The organism is Streptomyces apocyni, from assembly GCF_009739465.1.
In the GTDB taxonomy this organism is placed as follows: domain Bacteria; phylum Actinomycetota; class Actinomycetes; order Streptomycetales; family Streptomycetaceae; genus Streptomyces; species Streptomyces apocyni.
This window is the reverse complement of sequence record NZ_WHOM01000035.1, coordinates 85,403-106,776: the sequence shown is the minus strand read 5'-3', so window position 1 is coordinate 106,776 and position 21,374 is coordinate 85,403. Positions and strand designations below refer to the sequence as shown.

Annotated in this window: 18 protein-coding genes; 6 read left to right on the top strand and 12 right to left on the bottom strand. The window is 70.6% G+C overall.

Annotated features, from left to right (window positions below):
• Positions 1 to 634: 634 nt before the first annotated feature.
• On the bottom strand, positions 635 to 2,044 hold the full coding sequence (gene glnA / locus GCN81_RS03510; RefSeq protein ID WP_156721947.1) for a type I glutamate--ammonia ligase: 1,410 nt from the start codon (positions 2,042 to 2,044) through the stop codon (positions 635 to 637).
• Between the two features lie 224 nt (positions 2,045 to 2,268).
• Here glnA and GCN81_RS03505 point away from each other — a divergent pair, with 224 nt between their 5' ends.
• Positions 2,269 to 2,736, top strand: coding sequence for an RDD family protein (locus GCN81_RS03505; RefSeq protein ID WP_156721946.1), 468 nt, complete (start codon positions 2,269 to 2,271; stop codon positions 2,734 to 2,736).
• Between the two features lie 123 nt (positions 2,737 to 2,859).
• On the opposite strand, the gene GCN81_RS03500 is transcribed toward GCN81_RS03505, so the two are convergent.
• From GCN81_RS03500 to lipB, 4 genes are all read right to left on the bottom strand, one after another.
• Entirely contained in the window at positions 2,860 to 3,561 is a 702-nt protein-coding gene (locus GCN81_RS03500) for a DUF4191 domain-containing protein (RefSeq protein ID WP_156721945.1), read from the bottom strand.
• Positions 3,562 to 3,591: 30 nt separating this feature from the next.
• A complete protein-coding gene (locus GCN81_RS03495) occupies positions 3,592 to 3,795 on the bottom strand; it encodes an SCO2195 family GlnR-regulated protein (RefSeq protein WP_156721944.1) in 204 nt (67 codons plus the stop codon).
• A gap of 333 nt (positions 3,796 to 4,128) precedes the next feature.
• The gene (locus GCN81_RS03490; RefSeq protein ID WP_156721943.1) at positions 4,129 to 5,094 is read right to left on the bottom strand and encodes a lipoyl synthase; all 966 of its coding nucleotides are present in this window, start codon (positions 5,092 to 5,094) and stop codon (positions 4,129 to 4,131) included.
• 128 nt (positions 5,095 to 5,222) lie between these two features.
• Positions 5,223 to 6,086, bottom strand: coding sequence for a lipoyl(octanoyl) transferase LipB (gene lipB / locus GCN81_RS03485; RefSeq protein WP_156721942.1), 864 nt, complete (start codon positions 6,084 to 6,086; stop codon positions 5,223 to 5,225).
• A gap of 230 nt (positions 6,087 to 6,316) precedes the next feature.
• Here lipB and GCN81_RS03480 point away from each other — a divergent pair, with 230 nt between their 5' ends.
• On the top strand, positions 6,317 to 7,777 hold the full coding sequence (locus tag GCN81_RS03480) for a regulator (protein ID WP_156721941.1): 1,461 nt from the start codon (positions 6,317 to 6,319) through the stop codon (positions 7,775 to 7,777).
• Between the two features lie 126 nt (positions 7,778 to 7,903).
• Here the strand turns inward: GCN81_RS03480 and GCN81_RS03475 are convergent, their stop codons facing one another.
• The gene (locus GCN81_RS03475) at positions 7,904 to 9,316 is read right to left on the bottom strand and encodes an NAD(P)/FAD-dependent oxidoreductase (RefSeq protein ID WP_156721940.1); all 1,413 of its coding nucleotides are present in this window, start codon (positions 9,314 to 9,316) and stop codon (positions 7,904 to 7,906) included.
• A gap of 219 nt (positions 9,317 to 9,535) precedes the next feature.
• Positions 9,536 to 10,435, bottom strand: coding sequence for a TIGR01777 family oxidoreductase (locus tag GCN81_RS03470; RefSeq protein WP_156721939.1), 900 nt, complete (start codon positions 10,433 to 10,435; stop codon positions 9,536 to 9,538).
• Between the two features lie 70 nt (positions 10,436 to 10,505).
• Here GCN81_RS03470 and GCN81_RS03465 point away from each other — a divergent pair, with 70 nt between their 5' ends.
• Positions 10,506 to 10,997 carry a GNAT family N-acetyltransferase gene (locus tag GCN81_RS03465; protein WP_156721938.1) on the top strand — a complete coding sequence of 164 codons (492 nt, stop codon included), beginning with the start codon at positions 10,506 to 10,508 and terminating at the stop codon, positions 10,995 to 10,997.
• A 72-nt stretch (positions 10,998 to 11,069) separates the two neighbouring features.
• Here GCN81_RS03465 and GCN81_RS03460 read toward each other — a convergent pair whose 3' ends face one another.
• Positions 11,070 to 11,591 (bottom strand): DUF4240 domain-containing protein, encoded by a 522-nt coding sequence (locus GCN81_RS03460; RefSeq protein ID WP_156721937.1) that lies wholly within the window; start codon positions 11,589 to 11,591, stop codon positions 11,070 to 11,072.
• A 129-nt stretch (positions 11,592 to 11,720) separates the two neighbouring features.
• Between GCN81_RS03460 and GCN81_RS03455 the strand changes: the two genes are divergently transcribed.
• Positions 11,721 to 12,716 (top strand): SDR family oxidoreductase, encoded by a 996-nt coding sequence (locus tag GCN81_RS03455; RefSeq protein WP_156721936.1) that lies wholly within the window; start codon positions 11,721 to 11,723, stop codon positions 12,714 to 12,716.
• A 34-nt stretch (positions 12,717 to 12,750) separates the two neighbouring features.
• Here GCN81_RS03455 and GCN81_RS03450 read toward each other — a convergent pair whose 3' ends face one another.
• Positions 12,751 to 13,758: a helix-turn-helix transcriptional regulator gene (locus GCN81_RS03450; RefSeq protein WP_156721935.1), complete on the bottom strand. Its 1,008-nt coding sequence runs from the start codon at positions 13,756 to 13,758 to the stop codon at positions 12,751 to 12,753.
• Positions 13,759 to 13,911: 153 nt separating this feature from the next.
• Here GCN81_RS03450 and GCN81_RS03445 point away from each other — a divergent pair, with 153 nt between their 5' ends.
• A complete protein-coding gene (locus GCN81_RS03445) occupies positions 13,912 to 15,456 on the top strand; it encodes a sodium-dependent transporter (RefSeq protein WP_156721934.1) in 1,545 nt (514 codons plus the stop codon).
• Positions 15,456 to 15,599, top strand: a complete 144-nt coding sequence (locus GCN81_RS03440) for a methionine/alanine import family NSS transporter small subunit (RefSeq protein ID WP_156721933.1) — start codon at positions 15,456 to 15,458, stop codon at positions 15,597 to 15,599. Before GCN81_RS03445 ends, GCN81_RS03440 begins: the two co-directional genes overlap by 1 nt.
• A 104-nt stretch (positions 15,600 to 15,703) precedes the next feature.
• Here GCN81_RS03440 and aceE read toward each other — a convergent pair whose 3' ends face one another.
• The 3 genes from aceE to sucB all read right to left on the bottom strand — a co-directional run bounded on the left by aceE (position 15,704) and on the right by sucB (position 21,338).
• Positions 15,704 to 18,403: a pyruvate dehydrogenase (acetyl-transferring), homodimeric type gene (gene aceE / locus GCN81_RS03435; RefSeq protein WP_156721932.1), complete on the bottom strand. Its 2,700-nt coding sequence runs from the start codon at positions 18,401 to 18,403 to the stop codon at positions 15,704 to 15,706.
• 382 nt (positions 18,404 to 18,785) lie between these two features.
• On the bottom strand, positions 18,786 to 19,412 hold the full coding sequence (locus GCN81_RS03430) for a GntR family transcriptional regulator (RefSeq protein WP_156721931.1): 627 nt from the start codon (positions 19,410 to 19,412) through the stop codon (positions 18,786 to 18,788).
• Positions 19,413 to 19,520: 108 nt separating this feature from the next.
• Positions 19,521 to 21,338: a 2-oxoglutarate dehydrogenase, E2 component, dihydrolipoamide succinyltransferase gene (gene sucB, locus GCN81_RS03425; RefSeq protein ID WP_156721930.1), complete on the bottom strand. Its 1,818-nt coding sequence runs from the start codon at positions 21,336 to 21,338 to the stop codon at positions 19,521 to 19,523.
• Between the last annotated feature and the right edge of the window lie 36 nt (positions 21,339 to 21,374).

Here is a 21,374-nt window from a genome sequence, read left to right as displayed (position 1 = left end):
CGCACTGAGGGCCGTACGGAGAGATACGCGCGTTGTGATCTGCTGTCGCTGCGATCAGGCCATTAAGCCGGGCGAGCCGTACGAGAGGCACGTTCACGACCGGGGGACCGGCGCGCCGCTGGTCAACTACAGTCACCGCGACGGGTGTCCCGAGACGGCCACTCATCCGAAGCCGGGCCGCTAGCGGACCCTCAGCGGCCTGCGGACGGCGCAACACCGCACCCTGGGCGGGGCGCGAGTTCCGCCCCGATGCCAGGGGCACGGGCCAAGGCCTCGGACGGGACACACGATCCGTCCGGGCCGTTCCGCATGGCGACGGCCACGAACTCACCTTGCGACGCGTCGCGTTGTCCGGGTCCGCGACGAGCGTCATGGCTTCGAGCTCATCGAGCAACGGGACGACTACGCTGATCTGCCACCCGGCTTGGCCGACGAACTGGCGGAAAGGTTGGTCTTCCTTCGGTAGTGCCCAGGCGGAGTCGGCGCCATCGCTCAGTAGCTGAGTGGTTCCCCGGCTCGCGACGTTAGGCCGAACGACTGCGGGCCGTGTCCTCCCCCCTGATCGGGGAAGGGCACGGCCCGCGGCCCAGGTACGGCCCAGAGCGCTAAAGAGCGGTCCTGACCTGCGCGTTCTCTAGAGGTCGAAGTAGAGCTCGAACTCGTGCGGGTGCGGGCGGAGCTGGATCGGGGCGATTTCGTTGGTGCGCTTGTAGTCGATCCAGGTCTCGATCAGGTCCGAGGTGAAGACGCCGCCCGCCTGGAGGTACTCGTTGTCCTCCTCGAGGGCGTCCAGGACGGCCGGGAGGGAGGTCGGGACCTGCTGGACGTTCGCGTGCTCCTCGGGAGCCAGCTCGTAGAGGTCCTTGTCGATCGGCTCGGCCGGCTCGATCTTGTTCTTGACGCCGTCCAGACCCGCGAGGAGGAGGGCCGAGAAGGCCAGGTACGGGTTGGAGGACGGGTCGGGGGCGCGGAACTCGACGCGCTTGGCCTTCGGGTTGGAGCCCGTGATCGGGATACGCATGGCCGCGGAGCGGTTGCGCTGCGAGTAGACCATGTTGACCGGGGCCTCGAAGCCGGGGACCAGGCGGTGGTACGAGTTCACCGTCGGGTTGGTGAAGGCGAGGAGGGACGGGGCGTGCTTGAGGATGCCGCCGATGTAGTAGCGGGCGGTGTCCGAGAGGCCCGCGTAGCCCTGCTCGTCGTAGAAGAGCGGGATGCCGCCCTGCCAGAGCGACTGGTGGACGTGCATACCGGAGCCGTTGTCACCGAAGATCGGCTTGGGCATGAAGGTCGCGGTCTTGCCGTTGCGCCAGGCGACGTTCTTGACGATGTACTTGAAGAGCATCAGGTCGTCGGCGGCGGCCAGGAGCGTGTTGAACTTGTAGTTGATCTCCGCCTGGCCCGCGGTGCCCACCTCGTGGTGCTGGCGCTCGACCTGAAGGCCGTTCTTGTCCAGCTCAAGGGAGATCTCGGCGCGCAGGTCGGCGAAGTGGTCGACCGGCGGGGCCGGGAAGTAGCCGCCCTTGTAGCGGACCTTGTAGCCGCGGTTGTTCTCCTCCGAGCCGGTGTTCCAGGCGCCCGCCTCGGAGTCGATGTGGTAGAAGCTCTCGTTCGCCGCGGTGTTGAAGCGCACCGAGTCGAAGACGTAGAACTCGGCCTCGGGGCCGAAGTACGCGGTGTCGGCGATGCCGGTGGAGGCGAGGTAGGCCTCGGCCTTCTTGGCGATGTTGCGCGGGTCGCGGCTGTAGGCCTCGCCGGTTACCGGGTCGTGGATGAAGAAGTTGACGTTCAGCGTCTTGTCCCGGCGGAACGGGTCGAGGCGGGCCGTCGTCAGGTCGGGCACGAGCGCCATGTCGGACTCGTGGATCGCCTGGAAGCCGCGGATCGACGAACCGTCGAACATCAGCTGCTCGGCTGGGTCGAACGCCGCTGCGGGCACCGTGAAGTGCTGCATCACACCCGGCAGGTCGCAGAAGCGGACGTCGACGAACTTCACGTCCTCGTCTGCGATGAACTTCTTGGCGTCGTCGGCGTTCTGGAACATCCAGCTCCTCCTACTCCCGGTCCGGGGTGGAGCCGGGGATGTGTAGCTCTTGGTGCGGCCAGTGCGGTGGCACACGCTGGACCTGACCTTAGGGACGGGCCGTTTCTCAAGGATGACCCATTTGTTTCGTTGAAGTTAACCGGGTCAGGGGTGAGCGGCATCTCAGAGAGGTCAGGCAGGGCCCGGGGCCGGGGGGCTACAGCAGGGCGCAGTACCGTGTACGGGTGGATAACAGGCAAGCAATCGGATCGTGGCTGTCCGGCCCCCGGCAGGCGGCCGAGGACATGGGTGCCGACTTCGGTTACCGGGGCGAGCAGCTCGGGCTGCCCGAGCACGGGCCCGGGGCGATCGCGCCGCTCGGCCGCCGCTTCGGCGCGATCGCCGTCGACTGGGGCCTGTGCATGCTCATCGCCTACGGCCTCTTCGCGCGGGGTGACAGCCAGGCCATGGGCAACTGGGCGCTCGGGCTGTTCCTCGTGCTGCATGTACTCACCGTGGGCACCATCGGTTCGACGCCCGGCAAGCGGCTTCTCGGTCTGCGTGTGGTCAGCGAGGACGGCGGGCGACTCGGCTTCGTACGGGTGCTCGTCCGCAGCGTGCTGCTGTGCCTGGGCCTCCCGGCGCTGATCTGGGACCGGGACGGACGTGGGCTGCACGATCGCGTGGGTCGCGCGGTTCAGGTGCGGATCTAGGCCGCGCGCCAGTACGGCAGTACGCCAGTACGGCTCCCGTATCGCTACGGATCGCGCGCCGCGCATGCCGGAGGGGCGCCCGGAACCCANCCGGGCGCCCCTCCGGCGTTGGGAAGAACGGGTTCAGCGGCCCTGCGGGCCACCGCGCGGCATCTTCATCCCCTTCGGCATCGGGCCCTTCGGCAGCGGCATGTTGCTGAGCAGGTCACCCATTGCCCGCAGCCGGTCGTTGGTCGCGGTGACCTGCGGCCCGGTGAGCGTGCGCGGGAGCTTCAGCATCCGCGTGCGGAGCTTCTTCAGGGGGACCTGACCCTCGTCGGTGCCGACGATGAAGACATGGACCGGCACATCCGTGAGGATGCGCGCCATCTTCTTCTTCTCGGCGGCCAGCAGGCCCTTCACACGGTTCGGGTTGCCCTCGCCGATCAGGACGATGCCCGCCTTGCCCACCGCGCGGTGCACCACGTCCTGGCTGCGGTTCATGCCCACCGCCGGAGTCGTTGTCCAGCCGCGCCCGATGTTGTCCAGCACGGCGGCAGCCGCACCCGGCTGGCCCTCCATCTGGCTGAACGCCGCTCGCTCGGCCCGGCGTCCGAAAATGATCGCCATCGCCAGGAAGGCGAGCAGGAAGCCGAGAATGCCGAGGTAGACCGGGTGTCCGATCCAGAAGCCGATTCCGAGGAGGGCCCCGAAGGTGACGATTCCCACAGCGCCGATCACAAGACCGATCTTGGGGTCGGCCTTGCGGGTCATCTTGTACGTGAGGGCAATCTGCTTGAGCCGCCCTGGGTTCGCAGTACTCGCTGCGTTGTCCTTCCTCGCCATGTCGTGAAGTTTACGTCCCCGGCGAGCCGGCTACGACGTGCGGGCCGAGCTAACGGCCTCGAGGACCCGCTGAGCCTCCACCCGGTCCTTCGCCCGGCGCCGGTCCTCGACCACAGAGGCCCAGGCGTTGCGGCGGGCGGTGCGGTGGCCGCGGCTCATCAGCAGCGACTCGACGACGCGCAGGGCGTCGGTGACGGACGGTATGGCGGTGGCGCGTACGGGCGCGGCCTGCATGGCGGGGGTCCCCTCTTGGTGGCGGAAGCACGGGTGAGCGGGTGTAGCGGGAGTACGGGCGAGCGGTAACAGCGACGGTGCGGTGTCAGGCGACGCGGTATCAGCGGTGGCGCGAGAGCCGAGCGGTGGGGGCGTAGCACTCGGCGTGAGTACAGCGTCACTGATTGGTGTTACCAGGACGTGACCGACCGGTCAAACCGCAATGAAGCCTTGGCGCGGTGCCGGGACAGGGCGGGCAAACCTGACGCGGCCCGTACACCGCCCCGACCTGCGGGGAGCGTACGGGCCGCGCCATCTCGGCCGTTACTGGCCAGTAGTCGCTTGTGCGTGAATTCACACAGCCTGCGAGGCGACATACGCGCCGCGCTTCTCGATCGCCATCTGGTAGAGCCGCCCCGCGCGGTACGAGGAACGGACCAGCGGACCCGACATCACACCGGAGAAGCCGATCTGCTCGGCCTCCTCCTTCAGCTCCACGAACTCCGCGGGCTTGACCCAGCGCTCCACGGGGTGGTGCCGAGGTGTCGGGCGCAGGTACTGGGTGATGGTGATCAGCTCGGTGCCCGCCTCGTGCAGCTGGCGCAGCGCCTCGCTGACCTCCTCACGGGTCTCGCCCATGCCCAGGATCAGGTTCGACTTGGTGACCAGACCCGCCTCGCGGGCCTCGGTGATCACCTTCAGCGAGCGCTCGTACCGGAAGCCGGGGCGGATGCGCTTGAAGATCCGCGGCACCGTCTCGACGTTGTGCCCGAGGACCTCGGGGCGGGACGAGAAGACCTCGGCCAGCTGGTCAGGATCGGCGTTGAAGTCGGGGATGAGGAGCTCGACCTTGGTGTAGCCATCGGAGCGCTCCGCCGTCATCGCGTGGATCTGGCGCACGGTCTCGGCGTACAGCCAGGCGCCGCCGTCCTCCAGGTCGTCGCGCGCGACGCCGGTGATCGTGGCGTAGTTCAGGTCCATGGTGACCACGGACTCACCGACGCGGCGCGGCTCGTCCCGGTCCAGGGGCTCGGGCTTGCCGGTGTCGATCTGGCAGAAGTCGCAGCGCCGGGTGCACTGGTCGCCGCCGATCAGGAAGGTCGCCTCGCGGTCCTCCCAGCATTCGTAGATGTTGGGACAGCCCGCCTCCTGGCACACGGTGTGCAGACCCTCGCTCTTGACGAGTTTCTGCATCTGCGTGTACTCGGGGCCCATCTTCGCCCGGGTCTTGATCCACTCGGGCTTGCGCTCGATGGGGGTCTGGCTGTTCCGGACCTCCAGACGCAGCATCTTGCGTCCGTCGGGTGCGACAGCGGACACGTCCGGCTCCCTACAACTTCGATTCTTCGGCGCACACCAGGGTACGCCCGTTATTTGTACGGCCCTACGTCCTGCCAACCTCTGGCCCTAGGGTCGCATTCCCCAGGGCGCTACGGCAGTCCAGGCCCCTACACAGTCGCCTCCACGGCCTCGCGCCCGGTCTCGCGCCCGGTCTCGCGCCCGGTCTCGCGCTCGACCTGGCTCTCGGCCTCGCGCTCGATCACGCGCGGCTTGAGGTCGGCGTGGGTCAGTACGTCCCTCAGGTGCCGCTCGAGCACCGGTGCCACCTCCTCGATCGTGACGTTCCGGCCGAGCTCACCCGCGAGCGAGGCGACCCCCGCGTCCCGGATGCCACACGGCACGATCCGGTCGAACCAGGTGTTGTCCGGGTTCACGTTCAGCGCGAAGCCATGCATCGTGACGCCCTTGGCGACCCGGATGCCGATCGCGCCCAGCTTGCGGTCCTCGCGGCGCTGCCCGGCGTTGGACGGGGCGTACTCAGGACCGTTCATCCGGGAGTCGAACTCGTCGTCCGTGAGCCGCGGGTCGAAGTCCAGCGCGAGGCCGCCAAGACGCTGCTCCACCGGGTCGCCCAGCACCCACACGCCACTGCGGCCCTCGACCCGGCTGGTCTCGACGTCGAACTCGGCGCACGTACGGATCAGCGCGTCCTCAAGGCGGCGCACATGCGCCACCACATCCACCGGACGCGGCAGCTTCATGATCGGGTAGCCCACCAGCTGTCCTGGACCGTGCCAGGTGATCTTGCCGCCGCGGTCCACGTCGATGACCGGGGTGCCGTCCAGCGGACGCTCGCTGTCCTCGGTACGGCGACCGGCCGTATACACCGGCGGGTGCTCAAGCAGCAGGCAGGTGTCGTCGATCTCGTCCGCGAAGCGCGCCGCGTGCACCCGGCGCTGTTCCTGCCACGCCTCCTGGTATTCGACGGCGTTCTGGCCGAAACCCATTCGGACGAATCGCAGCTCACTCACTTCGGGCGCCTCCAGACTCGTGCACCGTGCGCTGATCGCGCGCTCCAAGCCACTGTACGGGGGCTTCGCGAGGCGGGCCCCGGGTGCCCCTGAGAGGCCTGTCTCACACGTTCGGATGAATGCCTGGCCAAGGCGGCAACGGGGGCGGTGAGGGCCGCTACATTCACGCCGTTCGGCGGCAGGACTGAGGGCTGCTCCCGGCGCCCGGAAGGCAGGAGACCGCACAGCTGATGACGGAACGACCCCCGCAGCGCACGCCCAACCGCCAGCTCGCCGCGCTTATCGCCGAGGCCGGATTCTCCAACGCGGGTCTGGCCCGCAGGGTCGACCAGCTTGGCCTGGAGCACGGCCTCGATCTGCGGTACGACAAGACCTCGGTGACCCGGTGGCTGCGTGGCCAGCAGCCGCGCGGCACCACCCCGGCGCTGATCGCCGAGGTCTTCACCCGCCGACTCGGGCGTCGGCTGACCGCGCAGGACTTAGGCCTGGACGCCTGTGCGCCGGTCTACGCGGGTCTTGAGTTCGCGGCGTCGCCCGAGGAAGCCGTCGACATCGTCGGCGGCCTGTGGCGCAAGGACTCCGGCAGCCACGCCGAGCTGCGGAAGATCGCCTTCACCCCGGCCGGTCTGGTGGTGCCCAGCCGCGACTGGCTGATCGGCCGCGCCGACGAGCGGGTGGGGCGGGGCGAACCGCCCACCGGGCCCGCCGGGCCCGCCGGGCCGCGGGTCCCGCCCCAGGGCCGCCAGTCGGTGCCCCGGCAGCGCCAGCAGACCGAGCGCGGCCCGGGGCAGCGGGTCGGCTCCGGGGACATCGCGGCGCTGCGCTCGGTCGGCGAGCTGTTCCGGGCGCTGGACCACGCGTACGGCGGCGGGCACGCGCGCCAGGCCCTGGTCCGCTATCTGGAGCACGAGGCCGAGCCGATGCTGCGCGGCATGTACGGCGAGGCGACCGGGCGGCGGCTGTTCGCGGCGGCCGCGGACCTGACCCGGCTCGCCGGGTGGACCTCGTACGACATCGCGGCCCACGGACTCGCGCAGCGGTACTTCGTGCAGGCGCTGCGCCTCGCGCAGGCGGCGGGGGACCGGGCGTACGGCTCGTATGTCCTCATCACCATGAGCCGCCAGGCCGTCTATCTGAGCCATGGCCGCGAAGCCGTCCAGCTGGCGCGGGTCGCCCAACAGGGCGTCGGTGCGGCGGCCCCGCCCATCGTCCAGGCGCTGCTGCACTCCGTCGAGGCGCGCGGGCACGCGGTGCTGGGCGAGGTGCGGGCCTGCACGGCTTCACTGGTACGGGCCGAGCGCGCGCTGGAGACGGCACGGCCGGGTGACGATGTGCCGTACTGGGCACGGTTCTTCGACGAGGCGCAGCTCGCGGACGAGTTCGGGCACTGCCACCGGGACCTCCAGCAGTACCGCGCGGCGGCGCAGCACGCCGAGCGCTCGCTCCAGCTGCGGGCGCCCGGGTACGCGCGCTCACGCCTGTTCTGCCGCGTGGTGCTGGCCTGCGCCCGGCTCGGCCTCGGCGAACTCGACCAGGCCTGCTCGCTGGGCGCCGAGGCCGCGCAGCAGGCCGCGGAGATGCGCTCGGCGCGGGCCCACGAGTACGTACGCGACTTCGAGCGCCGCCTGGAGCCCTACCGCGACGCCCCACCGGTACGGGGCTACCGGGACCGGGTGGCGGCGCTGGGCTGAGAGCCTGTCATCGGACACCCGGGTCCGTGCGGCTGGATGGCCGGATGGCCGGATGGTGGATGGTGCCCCGTACCCGTGGGGGAGAGCCTCCGCGGGTACGGGGGGTCGTGGTGGCCCCCGCGTGGCCTACGCGGCCGCGGGGAGGCGTTGCTCCGCGTGCGGAGCGCTCAGGCCGAAGTCGCGCAGCAGGGCGTGCGCGGCGCGGCGGCCGGAGAAGAGGGCACCCTGCACGGTGCTGGTGTCCCGGTGGTCGCCGCAGACGTACAGACCGGCGAGCAGCCGTACCGGGCGGCGCAGATCGTGCGGCGGCGGCATCGCCGGGACGGCCTCCGGGTCGTGGTGGACGGCGATCAGCTCCCAGTCCGCCGTGGAGGTGCCGTACAGGGCCGCCAGATGGGCGCGGACGTCGGACTCGGCGGGCGGGCGCCCGAGCACCGTGGAGGAGATCAGCGGGCGGCCCACGGGCGCGCGCGCCGGGTCCACCTCGCTGACGACCGCGGTGTGCGACACGGGACCGCGACGGTCCGCGTCCAGCAGCAGCGCGGGTTCGGCCAACGGTGGCTCGGGAGCCGTGTGGTGCAGCACGGTCACCGGGTGGAACGACGGCATCCGCAGTCCCGGCAGCAGTTCGGCGGCCTGCCGGGCGCCGGTCGCCAACAGCACGGCGCGGCAGCGCAGTTCGCCGTGGCCCGCGGTGCGTACGGACGTGGTGGCGATCTCCACGGCCTTCACCCCGGTGCGTACGGTGCCCGGGGGCAGCGCCGCGGCCAGCAACGCGGGCAGCGTGTCGGCGCCGCCCGCGGGCAGACAGAGACGGCCACGGGCGAAGCCGCGCAGCGCGAGATCGGCGCACCGGCTGGAGGTGGTGAGCCGTGGGTCGCAGAGCAGCGCGGACAGCAGGGGGCGTACGAAGCCGTCGACGGCGCGGTGCGGCAGACCCCGCGCGGGCAGCGCGGCCTGGGCGGCGAGTGCCTGCCGCGCGGGCCGTTCGGGACGGGCCAGCAGACGCTCTACGGGGGTCGCCGCGAGCCGCGTCAGGCAGGCGGCGAGCCGGGCTTGGCCCAGGGGGCCGCCCAGCGGTGGCCTGGGCGTGCGCGGTGCCCGCCCCACCCGGGGGGCGCTCGTAAGGGCGCGCGCCGCCGAGAGTGCGCCCCTCGCGCTCCGTCCCGCGCTCCTTCCCGCGCTCCTTCCCGCGCTCCTTCCCGCGTCTCCAGGACCGTCGAGGCTGCCGCTTGGCTCCCATGTCCGGTACAGGCGGCCGTCGCTGTGCACCAGGACGCCCGGCGCGAACGGCTTCAGGACCAGGTCGTCGAGGCCCGGTGTGCGGCGCAGTTCCGGGTACGAGGTGGAGAGCAGCTGACCGATCCGGTCGAGGCGGAACCCGTCGACCGATTCCGTGGACATGCGCCCCCCGACGTAAGGGGCGGCTTCCAGGACGACGGTGGTGACCCCAGCGCTGGCCAGCTGGTGGGCTGCCGACAGACCGGCGACCCCGGAACCCACGATGACGACGTCCGCTTCTTGCGAGGGCTCAAGCACTATTGCCCCTCCCCGAGGTTGCGTCGCGGTTGATGGGGACCTCATGCCCTCAACGGGGGCTAGGGATACCCGAGTTCGCCACGAGGGTAGGGACGTATTCGGTCGATCGCAGTCGCGCACCGGCCGTGCACGGTCGCACGCCGGTCGCATAGCGGCCGTATGCGGTCAGGGAATTGGCCGTGGTGGTCGAAAAGCAGTCAGGCAGGTTCAGGCGGAACCTCAGTTCAACGCCGCGCCGATCGCGTCATCGATCGTCGGGAAGGCGAACCGGAAGCCGGAGTCCAGCAGCCGGGTCGGCAGCACCCGCGTGCTGCGCAGCGTCTCCGACGCCATCTCGCCGAGCACCACACGCAGCGCCGGAGCCGGTGCGGGCAGCAGCGTCGGCCGGTGCAGGGCCCGCCCCATCGCGGCCGTCACCTCGCGGTTGGTGACCGGGTTCGGGACCGTCACATTGAACGGACCCGCCAGGGTCTCGGACGCGAGGAGATGGCGCAGCGCGGCCACCTCGTCGTGCAGCGCGACAAAGCTCCAGTACTGGCGACCGTTGCCCAGACGCCCGCCAAGACCCGCCTTGAACAGCGGAAACATCCGCCCCCAGGCGCCGCCCTCGCGCGCCACCACCATGCCGGAGCGCGCGAACACGGTCCGCACCCCGGCCTCCGCTGCCGCGCCCGCGGCCTCCTCCCACTCCACACACAGGGACGGCAGGAACCCGTCCCCGGCGGGCGCGTCCTCGTCCACGGCGCGCTCCCCGGTGTCGCCGTAGTACCCGACCGCGCTGCCGCACAGAAACACCTCAGGCGGCTGGTCCAGCGAGGCGATCGCCTCAGCCAGCGTGGCGGTCCCGAGCACCCGGCTGTCCCGCAGCTCCCGCTTGTACGCGTCGGTCCAGCGGTGGTCGCCGATGCCCGCCCCGGCGAGGTTGACCACGGCCGTACACCCGACCAGCTTCGCGGTGTCCACCTCACCCCGCTTGGGCTGCCACTCGACCTCTCGCTCGGCGCGGGCCGCTCTGCGGACCAGCCGCAGCACCTCGTGCCCGTCCGCCTCCAGCGAGCGCGTCAGCGCCGTACCGATGAGTCCGGACGCGCCAGCGATGGCGATTCGCGATGCCTGCATGGTCCCATCCTGCCTCGAACACCGCCCGACAGCAGGACTTCTCCGCCCGTTCGCCCGTACAGTGGCCCGCATGTCCGACGCGCTCATACGTCCCGCCCGACTCACTGACGAGGCGGCGCTCAGCCGACTGGACCGCGACACCTGGTCCTTGTTGCACGCCGTACAGCCGAAGCCGTCCGACTCCCAGCCGTTCTTCTCGGAAGGGCACCCGCCGGAGCAACACCTGGTCGCCGCGACCGCGGATGGCCGGATCGCGGGGTACATCCGGCTGGTCCCGCCCACCCCGCTCCCCTGCAACGCCCATGTGCGGCAGATCCAGGGCCTCGCCGTAGCCGACTGGGCGCGTGGACAGGGCGTCGCCCGCGCGCTGATCAGGGCGGCTTGCGAAGAGGCCCGCAGGCAGGGCGCCTCACGGCTCACGCTGCGGGTGCTCGCGCACAACACTCCGGCGAGGAAGCTGTACGAGGCGGAGGGCTTCGAGGTCGAGGGCGTGCTGCCGGGGGAGTTCCTGATCGAGGGGGCGTACGTGGACGACGTACTGATGGGCCGCGCGCTCAGCTGAACGGCCTGGCAGTCCGCCGGGTCCGCTGGTCCGCCCGTCCGCCCGTCCGTCAGTCCGCCAGTACGCCAGTCTTCAGTCCGGCGCGAAGCGGTCCCACAGCTTCGGGTAGTAGCGCGCCAGCGCCGAGTCGTCCTCGAAGTCGATCGGCGTGCCCTCCGGCTCCGGGGGCGCGGACGGAATCCCCAGGTCGGGTGCGACGACCCCGGTGAGCTGCTCGTAGGCCTCGTCCGCCGCGTAGCCGAGCTCCTCACCGTCCCCGTCGATCTCCTCGTCGAACTCGCCCAGGAGCTCGGCCAGCGCGTCCGGGTCGTGCAGCGCGCCCTCGAAGACCTCCCGGCCCTGCCCGATCAGCCAGCACCGGAAGTAGTCGAAGGCGTCGTCGCTGGCCCCGTCGAGCAGCACACAGGCCGCGCCCCACAGGTCCCAGCGGTAGGCACGGTTGTAGCGGGCCTCGAAGTGGCGGGCGAAGTCCAGGACGGCGTCCGGGTCGAGCCGCAGCAGCCGTTCGAGGAGCAGGTCAGCCTGCTCCTCGGGGTCGCCCTGGGCGGCCTCGCGGGTGTCGTCGACGATCTCCCAGAACTCCGTCTCGTCCATCACCGCTCCAGCATCGTCCCTCGGGGGTGCCAACGCACCCGGAGTGCGGCTCTTGTTATCGGCCTGTCGGGCGACCCGCTGGCGGCGATGGCGACAGAAGATGTCGGGTATGGGTGCCAGGCTCGGAATATGGGTCACTCGACAGAGCAGCACACCGACTGGACCACCGACCAGACCACCGACCGGACCACCGATCAGAACACTCACCGGAACAGACCGCTCGACGGAAAGATCGCCCTGGTCGCGGGCGCGACCCGCGGCGCGGGCCGGGCCATGGCCGTGGAGCTAGGCCGGGCCGGAGCCACGGTCTACGCCACCGGCCGCACCACCCGGGACCAGATCAGCGAGGTCGGACGGGCCAGCGAGACCATCGAGGAGACGGCCGAGCTGGTCACCGCGGCGGGAGGCACGGGCATCGGCGTCGCGGTCGACCACCTCGAACCGGACCAGGTACGGCGACTGGTCGACCGGATCGACCGCGAGCAGGGCCGCCTCGACATCTTGGTCAACGACATCTGGGGCGGCGACGTACACGTCCAGTGGGGCAAGAAGATGTGGGAGCACGACCTCGACAAGGGGCTGCGCCTTCTGCGCCTCGGCGTGGAGACCCACATCGTCACCAGCCGGTACGCGCTGCCGCTGCTGATCCGGAACCGCGGCGGCCTGGCCGTGGAGGTCACCGACGGCACCGAGGAGTACAACCGCCGCTACCGCGAGCCCTTCTACTACGACCTGGCCAAGGCCGCGCCGCTGCGGATGGCCCGCGGCCTGGCTGAGGAACTTGGGGAGTACGGCTGTACGGCGCTGTGCCTGACCCCGGGCTGGCTGCGCTCGGAGGCCATGCTCGACACGTACTTCAAGGTGACCGAGGAGAACTGGCAGGCGGGCTGTGAACAGAACCCGCACTTCGCGATCTCGGAGACCCCGACCTTCGTGGGCCGCGCGCTGGCCGCACTCGCCGCCGATCCGCGGGTCGCACGCTTCAACGGGCAGTCGTTGTCCAGCGGGGGACTGGCCAAGGAGTACGGCTTCACGGACGTCGACGGCTCGGCGCCGGACGCCTGGCGCTACATCACGGAGGTCGACCAGACGGCCAAGGAAGCGGATGTGACGGGGTACCGGTAAGGAACGCCGGAACGTCGGAACGCCGGAACGCCCGTCACCCGTCGAGCCCATACAGCTCGGCCATCCGGGTGGCGGCGTCGGCGAGTCGTTTCCGTAGCTCAAGGGGCTCGCGTACCTCCGCCTCAGGGCCCAGCCCCAGCAGCTGGGAGTACGCCACATCCGGGGACTCCACCGGCAGCGTGAGCGTCACCCAGCCCTGCTCATCGGGTGGTTCGGCGGCCGCCAGGGCCTCGCGGGCGGCGGCGCCGTCGGTGACGTACGGCAGCTGTCTGGCACCCATGGGGGAGAGGCGGAGGACGACCTGGGCGCGCAGGATGGAGCGGGCGAACTGTGCCGCGCGCTCGTGCCAGAAGTCCGGCAGGTGGAAGTCCTCCCGGCGCGTGAAGCGTTCCGACGCGACGGAGACGGCGGTGAAGCGGTCGACGCGGTACACGCGAAAGCCACCGGAGCTGTCACCGTCCACGGCCTCCGGGGTGTCCGCCGCGCGGGCGCACAAGTACCACACACCCGCCTTGAGGACCAGCCCGTACGGCTCCAACTCCCGCTCCACCACCCGGTCCTGACGGCGATACACGGCGGTGACCCGACGGTCGTCCCACACCGCGTCCGCGACCGTCGGCAGCAACTCGGGAGTCTCCGGGTCCTGATACCAGGCGGGGGCGTCCAGATGAAAGCGCTGAGCCGCGGTCCGCGAGGCGTCCCGCAACGCCGGAAGCAGCGCGGCCGAGACCTTGAGGCGGGCCGCGGACGCCGCGTCCGCGAGCCCCATCTCCCGTAGCGCGCCGGGCAGCCCGGACAGGAACAGCGCCTCCGCCTCGTCACGGCCGAGCCCGGTCAGGCGCGTACGGTAGCCGCCGATCAGCCGGTAGCCGCCCAGCGGCCCCCGGTCGGCGTAGACCGGGACACCGGCCTCGGAGAGCGCCTGGGCGTCCCGGGTGATGGTCCGTTCGGACACCTCCAGTTCCCGGGCGAGCTCAGCGGCGGTCATCATGGGCCGGGCCTGCAGCAGCAGGATCATCCTGATGAGACGGGCAGCGCGCATGGCCGCATTGTGCCGTGTGCTCGCTCGAACGGCCGGATGCGGTCCCCGCTGCTAACGTGCTGTCAAAATCTGACATGCCATCCCACATCAACTCACGTCATCTCACGTCACGGTTTGCCCAAGGCACCCACGGCACACAAGGGACACCAAGCAATGCCCAACCAACCCCGCGAACAGTGGGGCACGCGCGCAGGATTCCTGCTGGCCGCGATCGGCTCGGCCATCGGGCTCGGCAACATCTGGCGGTTCCCCGCCGTCGCGTACGACGGCGGCGGCGGAGCATTCCTGCTGCCGTACCTGATCGCGCTGCTCACTGCTGGTCTGCCGCTGCTCATCATGGAATACACGATCGGACGCAAGTACCGGAAATCCCCTCCGGCCGCGTTCCGACGACTGATCCGGCCAGGTGAGGCGGTCGGCTGGTGGCAGGTCGCGATCTGCTTCGTCATCGCCACCTACTACGCCGTCATCCTGTCCTGGGCCGTGCGCTACGTCGGCTTCTCGGTCGGCCAACAGTGGGGAGACGACCCGGGGGCCTTCCTGTTCGGCGACTTCCTGAGGGTCGCCGAGGAGCCGGGCAGCGTCTCGGAGTACGTGCCCGGGGTGCTCTGGCCGCTGATCGCCGTCTGGGTCGTCGTGCTCGTGATCCTGGCGTTCGGTATCCGGCGCGGTATCGAGGCGGCCAACAAGATCTTCATCCCGCTGCTGGTCGTCTTCTTCCTGGTCCTCGTCGTCAGGGCGCTCACGCTGGACGGCGCCGAGATCGGTCTGGACGCCTTCTTCACGCCCGACTGGGACGCCCTGACGGACGGCACGGTCTGGGTCGCGGCCTACGGTCAGATCTTCTTCTCGCTGTCCATCGGCTTCGGCATCATGGTCACGTACGCCTCGTATCTGCGGCGGCGCGCCGACCTCACCGGGTCCGCCCTGGTGGCCGGTCTCGCCAACAGCTCGTTCGAGCTGCTGGCCGGTATCGGCGTCTTCGCCACGCTGGGCTTCCTGGCCGCCTCCACCGGTGGCCAGATCGGCGACGTCCAGGGCGGCCTGGGCCTGGCCTTCGTCGCCTTCCCGACGATCATCTCCGAGATGCCCGCCGGAGCGTTCTTCGGCGTGCTGTTCTTCGGGTCTTTGGTGATCGCTGGTCTGTCGTCGCTGATCAGCATCGTGCAGGTCATCGTCTCCGCGGTGCAGGACCGCACCGGGATGAACCGGCAGGCCGCCGTGTTCGGCGTCGGCGGTGCGGTCGCGCTGGTGTCGATCGTGCTGTTCCCGACGGACGGCGGGCTGTACCTCCTGGACTCCTCGGACCACTTCATCAACCAGTACGGCATCGCGCTCGCCGCACTGGCCAGTGTGGTCGTGCTGATCTGGGTGCCCTGGTTCATGGACAGGCGGAACAACCTCGCGACGTTGCAGCAGAACGCGGACGCGACATCGGCGGTCCGGCTCGGCCACTGGTGGCAGATCTGCCTCGGCATCATCACCCCGCTGGGTCTGGGCTGGATGCTGGTGGACGCGCTGCGCCAGGAGCTCGACGAGAACTACGAGGGCTACTCGACCGGCTTCCTGCTCGCGACGGGCTGGAGCGTCGCCATCGGCGCGCTGCTCATCGGCGTCCTGCTCTCGCTGATTCCCTGGAAGCAGGCCGACAGGGATGCCGGGCTTGACGAGGACATCCTGGACGAAGGGAAGAGCTGATGTCGACCAGTGCCATCGTGATGATGGTCGTCTCCTTGGTCATCGTGTGGGGCGGCCTGATCGCCGCGATCCTCAAGCTCCGCGCCCACCCGGACGAGCCGGAAGAGCCGCCGGTCGTGCGCGACGCGCCCAACGGCGGCTGACCGGAGAGAGACCCAAACGCGCAGAGACCCAAACGCTCTGAGACCCAAACGCCCGTGGGGCCCAGCCTGTTGGCTGGGCCCCACGGGCGTACGGTCGGGCTCGCTTACAGCCCGTACTTCTCGCGGGCCTCCTTGACGGCCGAGGCCGCGACGTCACCACGGCGGGCCAGCTGCGCCAGCGAGGCGACCACGATCGACTCGGCGTCGATGCCGAAGTGGCGGCGCGCCGCGTCCCGGGTGTCGGAGAGGCCGAAGCCGTCCGCGCCGAGCGAGGTGTAGTCCTGCTCGACCCACTGCGCGATCTGGTCCGGCACCTGGCGCATGTAGTCGCTCACCGCGAGCACCGGGCCTTCGGCGCCCGCCAGGGCCTGCCGTACGTACGGGGTGCGCTCCTCGCCGCACAGCAGCGCCTCGTCGCACTCCAGGGCGTCCCGCCGCAGCTCGGTCCAGGAGGTCGCGGACCACACGTCGGCGGCCACGCTCCACTCATCGGCCAGCAGCCGCTGGGCCTTGAGCGCCCAGTGGATCGCCGTACCGGAGGCCAGCAGCTGCGTCCGCGGGGCGTCGGCCGGGACGGTGACCCCGGCGGACTCGGCGGTGTTGAAGCGGTACAGGCCGCGCACGATGCCCTCGTCCACGCCCGCGGGCTTGGCGGGCTGCGGCATCGGCTCGTTGTAGACGGTCAGGTAGTAGAAGACGTCCGAGTCCTCGCCGGGCGCCGTCTCGCCGTACATCCGGCGCAGCCCCTCCTTGACGATGGCCGCGACCTCGTAGGCGAACGCCGGGTCGTACGTCAGCGCGGCCGGGTTGGTCGCGGCGATCACCGGCGAGTGGCCGTCGGCGTGCTGCAGGCCCTCGCCCGTCAGCGTCGTACGACCGGCCGTGGCGCCGATCAGGAAGCCCTTGCCGAGCTGGTCGGCGAGCTGCCACATCTGGTCGGCGGTGCGCTGCCAGCCGAACATCGAGTAGAAGATGTAGAACGGGATCATCGTCTCGCCGTGCGTGGAGTACGCGCTGGCGGCGGCGATGAAGTCGGCCATCGAACCGGCCTCGGTGATCCCCTCGTTGAGGATCTGGCCGTCCTTGGCCTCGCGGTAGTACATCAGCTGGTCGCGGTCGACCGGCTCGTACGTCTGGCCCTTGGGCGAGTAGATGCCGAGCGAGGGGAACAGCGACTCCATGCCGAAGGTGCGGGCCTCGTCCGGGACGATCGGCACCCAGCGCTTGCCGGAGGTCTTGTCCCGCATCAGGTCCTTGGCGAGCCGGACGAACGCCATCGTCGTCGCCATCGACTGGGAGCCGGAGCCCTTGTCGAACGCGGCGAAGGACTTGTCGGCGGCGGCGGGCAGCGGCTCGACGGCGTGCACCCGGCGGGCCGGGGCGGGGCCGCCGAGAGCGGCGCGACGCTCCTGGAGGTAGCGGACCTCGGGCGAGTTCTCGCCCGGGTGGCCGTACGGCACCACGCCGTCCACGAACTGCGCGTCCGAGATCGGCAGGTCGAGCAGGTCACGCATGCCCTGGAACTCGTCCGTGGTCAGCTTCTTCATCTGGTGGTTGGCGTTCTTGGACTCGAAGCCCTCGCCGAGCGTGAAGCCCTTCACGGTCTGCGCGAGGATCACGGTCGGGGCGCCCTGGTGGGACAGGGCCGCCTTGTACGCCGCGTACACCTTGGACGGCTCATGGCCGCCGCGTGAGGCGTGGAAGCACTCGATGATCTTGTCGTCGCTGAGCAGCTTGGCCAGCTCGACGAGCGCGGGCTCGGAGCCGAAGAAGTGCTCGCGGATATAGGCCGCGTCGCGGGTCTGGTACGTCTGGATCTGCGCGTCCGGGACCTCGCGGAGGCGGCGGACCAGGGCGCCGGTGGTGTCGAGCTGGAACAGCTCGTCCCAGGCGTTGCCCCACAGGGACTTCACGACGTTCCAGCCCGCGCCGCGGAACTGGGCCTCCAGCTCCTGCACGATCTTGAAGTTGGCGCGGACCGGGCCGTCCAGGCGCTGCAGGTTGCAGTTGATGACGAAGGTCAGGTTGTCCAGGCCTTCGCGGGAGGCGAGCGCCAGTGCCGCGGTCGACTCGGGCTCGTCCATCTCGCCGTCACCGAGGAACGCCCAGACGTGCGAGTTCGACACGTCCTTGATGTTGCGGTTCGTCAGGTAGCGGTTGAACCGCGCCTGGTAGATCGCCGAGAGCGGGCCCAGGCCCATGGAGACCGTGGGGAACTCCCACAGCCAGGGCAGCCGCCGGGGGTGCGGGTAGGACGGGATGCCCTTGCCGCCAGCCTCCTGGCGGAAGTGGTCGAGGTGCTCCTCGGTGAGGCGGCCGTCCAGGAAGGCACGGGCGTAGATGCCGGGCGAGGCGTGGCCCTGGATGTAGAGCTGGTCGCCGGAGCCGTCCTGCTCCTTGCCGCGGAAGAAGTGGTTGAAGCCGGTCTCGTACAGCCAGGCGGCCGAGGCGAAGGTGGCTATGTGACCGCCGACGCCGTGCTTGGAGCCACGGGTGACCATCGCGGCCGCGTTCCAGCGGTTCCACGCGGTGATCTTCCGCTCCATGTCCGGGTCGCCGTCGGCGGCGGGCTCGGCGGCGGTCGGGATGGTGTTGACGTAGTCCGTCTCAAGGAGCCGGGGCAGGGCGAGGCCCGCCTGCTCGGCGTGCTGCAGCGTGCGGCGCATCAGGTACTCGGCGCGGTGCGCGCCGGCGTGCTCGCTCACGGCGTCCAGCGAGGCCGCCCACTCGGCGGTCTCTTCGGGGTCGCGGTCCGGCAGCTGGTCGAGCTGGCTCGGAAGTCGCTTGCCTACGGGGTCGGTCATGATCGCCGCCTTCCGGACAGGATTCCCTCGCGCCGTGAGACGGGAGGAGGGGGTGGAGATGGCCCTGGCTGGCAGGACAGGGCGGTGGGCTGGGTGCAGCCCGTCGTCGACTGTAAGCAATTGATCGATGATCGATCAAAGGAATCGACAGGCTAATTTAACGCATCGACGGAAGTCGGCACGCGGTGCCTTGGATTTGGGCACCGGGTGCCGGATATTTCGGGCGTATCGGGTGCTGCTCGTCCCCACCCCGCCCCGTCCCGAAAGGCCTCGCCGACCGGGCTCACATGGAGCCCGGCCGGCGATTGAGGCCAACGGGGTCTGGGGCGGAGCCCCAGTTACGGGAAGGGGCGGGGTGGGGAAAAGAACCCCCCGCCGCCCACTACGCGCGCGGGGCGCAGCCCAGTACGTGGGACTTGACCAGCTCGCCGATGCGCGGATCACGATTCCGGAACGCTTCCACCAGCGCCTCGTGCTCCTCCGCGTACGACTGCTGACGCGTCCCCAGCCAGCGGATCGACAGCGCCGTGAACACCTCGATGCCCAGGCCCTCCCACGTGTGCAGCAGCACCGAGTTCCCCGCCGCCCGCACCATCTCCCGGTGGAAGGCCACCGTATGGCGCACCTGCGCCTCGCCGTCCGCCGCGCGGTCCGCCTCGTAGAGCGCCGCGACCGACGGCTCCAGCACCGAGACGTCGTCGGCGAGCCGCTCGGCCGCCAGCTCGGCGGCGATCTGCTCCAGGCCCGCCCGTACCGGGTAGATCTCCTCCAGGTCGGCCGCGGTCAGATTCCGTACCCGTACGCCCTTGTTGGGCGCCGACTCGATCAGGCGCAGCGCCTCCAGCTCGCGCAGGGCCTCCCGTACGGGCGTCTGGCTGACCTCCAGCTCGACCGCGATCCGGCGCTCCACGATCCGCTCACCCGGCTGCCAACGGCCGCTCACGATGCCCTCCACGATGTGCTCGCGGATGTGCTCGCGCAGCGAGTGGGCGACGGGCGGCGTGGTCATGCGTGCTCCTTCGGCAAGGACACCGGGGCGGGTGACGCCCTAGACAATACGGCGACGCCCCCGCCCGGACAGGTCCGGACGGGGGCATTCGTGCTGATGAGACGAGCGTTACAGGCCGAGCTCGACCTCGAACTCGCCCGCCTCCAGGATCGCCTTGACCGTCGTCAGGTAGCGGGCGGCGTCGGCGCCGTCCACCAGACGGTGGTCGTAGGAGAGCGCGACGTACGTCATGTCGCGGATCGCGATGGTCTCACCCAGGTCCGGGTGGTTGATGACCATGGGGCGCTTCACGGTGGCACCGATACCCAGGATGGCGACCTGGTTCGGCGGCACGATGATGGTGTCGAACAGCGCACCGCGCGAGCCGGTGTTGCTGATCGTGAAGGTGGCACCGGCCAGGTCGTCCGGGGTGATCTTGCTGGCGCGCACAGCGCCCGCGAGCTCCGCGGTCTTCTTGGAGATACCGGCCAGGTTGAGGTCGCCCGCACCCTTGATGACCGGGGTCATCAGGCCCTTCTCGGAGTCCACCGCGATACCGATGTTCTCGGTGTCGAAGTAGGTGATCGTGCCCTCGTCCTCGTTGATCCGGGCGTTGACGACCGGGTGGGCCTTCAGCGCCTGGGCCGCGGCCTTGACGAAGAACGGCATCGGGGACAGCTTGACGCCCTCACGGGCGGCGAAGGCGTCCTTGGCCTGGGCGCGCAGCTTCATCAGCTTGGTGATGTCGACCTCGACGACCGAGGTCAGCTGGGCCTGGCCGTGCAGGGCCTTCATCATGTTGTCGCCGATGACCTTGCGCATCCGGGTCATCTTGACGGTCTGACCGCGCAGCGGGGAGACCTCGAGCGCCGGGGCCTTCGACGCGGCGGCCGGGGCGGCAGCGGCGGCCGGGGCCGGAGCCGCGGCCTTCGCGGCCTCGGCGGCGGCGATGACGTCCTGCTTGCGGATACGCCCGCCGACGCCGGTGCCCTTGACGGCCGAGAGCGCGACGCCGTGCTCGGCGGCCAGCTTACGGACCAGCGGGGTGACGTACGCGCCTTCGGCGTCAGCGGCGGCCGGAGCCGGAGCAGCCGGAGCCTGAGCGGCAGGCGCGGCCGGAGCCGGAGCCGGAGCAGCAGGCGCGGCCGGAGCCGGAGCGGCCGGGGCAGCGGGAGCCGCAGGGGCAGCCGGGGCGGGAGCCTCAGCGGCAGCCGGAGCCGGAGCCGGAGCGGCAGCGGCAGCGGCCGGGGCCTCAGCGGCGGCGGGGGCCGGGGCGGCCGGAGCCGGAGCAGCGGCCGGAGCGGCACCCTCGGCACCGATGACGGCCAGCTTGGCGCCGACCTCAGCCGTCTCGTCCTCGCCGACCACGATCTCCAGGAGCACGCCAGAGGCGGGCGCCGGGATCTCGGTGTCGACCTTGTCGGTGGAGACCTCAAGCAGCGGCTCGTCGGCCTCGACCGACTCACCGACCTCCTTGAGCCAACGGGTCACGGTGCCCTCGGTGACCGACTCGCCCAGCGCGGGCAGCGTGACGTCGGTACCGCTGGCACCACCGGCCGGAGCGGCCTGGGCGGCGCTGTCCTGAGCCGGAGCCGCGGGGGCTTCGGCGGCGGGCGCCTCAGCGGCGGGAGCCTCGGCCGCAGGGGCCTCGGCGGGTGCGGCCTGAGCCGCGGGGGCCTCGGCGGCCTCGGCAGCGGCGGGGGCGCCACTGCCGTCGTCGATGATGGCCAGCTCGGCGCCGACCTCGACCGTCTCGTCCTCGGCGACCTTGATGGACGCGAGGACACCGGCCGCGGGGGCCGGGATCTCGGTGTCGACCTTGTCCGTGGACACCTCGAGCAGCGGCTCGTCGGCCTCCACACGCTCACCCTCGGCCTTCAGCCAACGGGTGACGGTGCCTTCGGTCACGCTCTCGCCGAGCGCCGGCAGGGTTACGGAAACCGCCATGGTTTCGGTTGCTCCTTACGAACTTATGTGGCAGGG

Bases quoted from the DNA above. Each gene is read 5' to 3' on its own strand.
- GCN81_RS03460 (WP_156721937.1), bottom strand. From the start codon at position 11,591: ATGGACGAGACGGAGTTCTGGGAGATCGTCGACGACACCCGCGAGGCC.
- GCN81_RS03445 (WP_156721934.1), top strand. From the start codon at position 13,912: ATGCCCAACCAACCCCGCGAACAGTGGGGCACGCGCGCAGGATTCCTG.
- GCN81_RS03465 (WP_156721938.1), top strand. From the start codon at position 10,506: ATGTCCGACGCGCTCATACGTCCCGCCCGACTCACTGACGAGGCGGCG.
- aceE (WP_156721932.1), bottom strand. From the start codon at position 18,403: ATGACCGACCCCGTAGGCAAGCGACTTCCGAGCCAGCTCGACCAGCTG.
- GCN81_RS03500 (WP_156721945.1), bottom strand. From the start codon at position 3,561: ATGGCGAGGAAGGACAACGCAGCGAGTACTGCGAACCCAGGGCGGCTC.
- GCN81_RS03455 (WP_156721936.1), top strand. From the start codon at position 11,721: ATGGGTCACTCGACAGAGCAGCACACCGACTGGACCACCGACCAGACC.
- sucB (WP_156721930.1), bottom strand. From the start codon at position 21,338: ATGGCGGTTTCCGTAACCCTGCCGGCGCTCGGCGAGAGCGTGACCGAA.
- GCN81_RS03480 (WP_156721941.1), top strand. From the start codon at position 6,317: ATGACGGAACGACCCCCGCAGCGCACGCCCAACCGCCAGCTCGCCGCG.
- GCN81_RS03440 (WP_156721933.1), top strand. From the start codon at position 15,456: ATGTCGACCAGTGCCATCGTGATGATGGTCGTCTCCTTGGTCATCGTG.
- GCN81_RS03430 (WP_156721931.1), bottom strand. From the start codon at position 19,412: ATGACCACGCCGCCCGTCGCCCACTCGCTGCGCGAGCACATCCGCGAG.
- GCN81_RS03450 (WP_156721935.1), bottom strand. From the start codon at position 13,758: ATGCGCGCTGCCCGTCTCATCAGGATGATCCTGCTGCTGCAGGCCCGG.
- glnA (WP_156721947.1), bottom strand. From the start codon at position 2,044: ATGTTCCAGAACGCCGACGACGCCAAGAAGTTCATCGCAGACGAGGAC.
- GCN81_RS03495 (WP_156721944.1), bottom strand. From the start codon at position 3,795: ATGCAGGCCGCGCCCGTACGCGCCACCGCCATACCGTCCGTCACCGAC.
- GCN81_RS03470 (WP_156721939.1), bottom strand. From the start codon at position 10,435: ATGCAGGCATCGCGAATCGCCATCGCTGGCGCGTCCGGACTCATCGGT.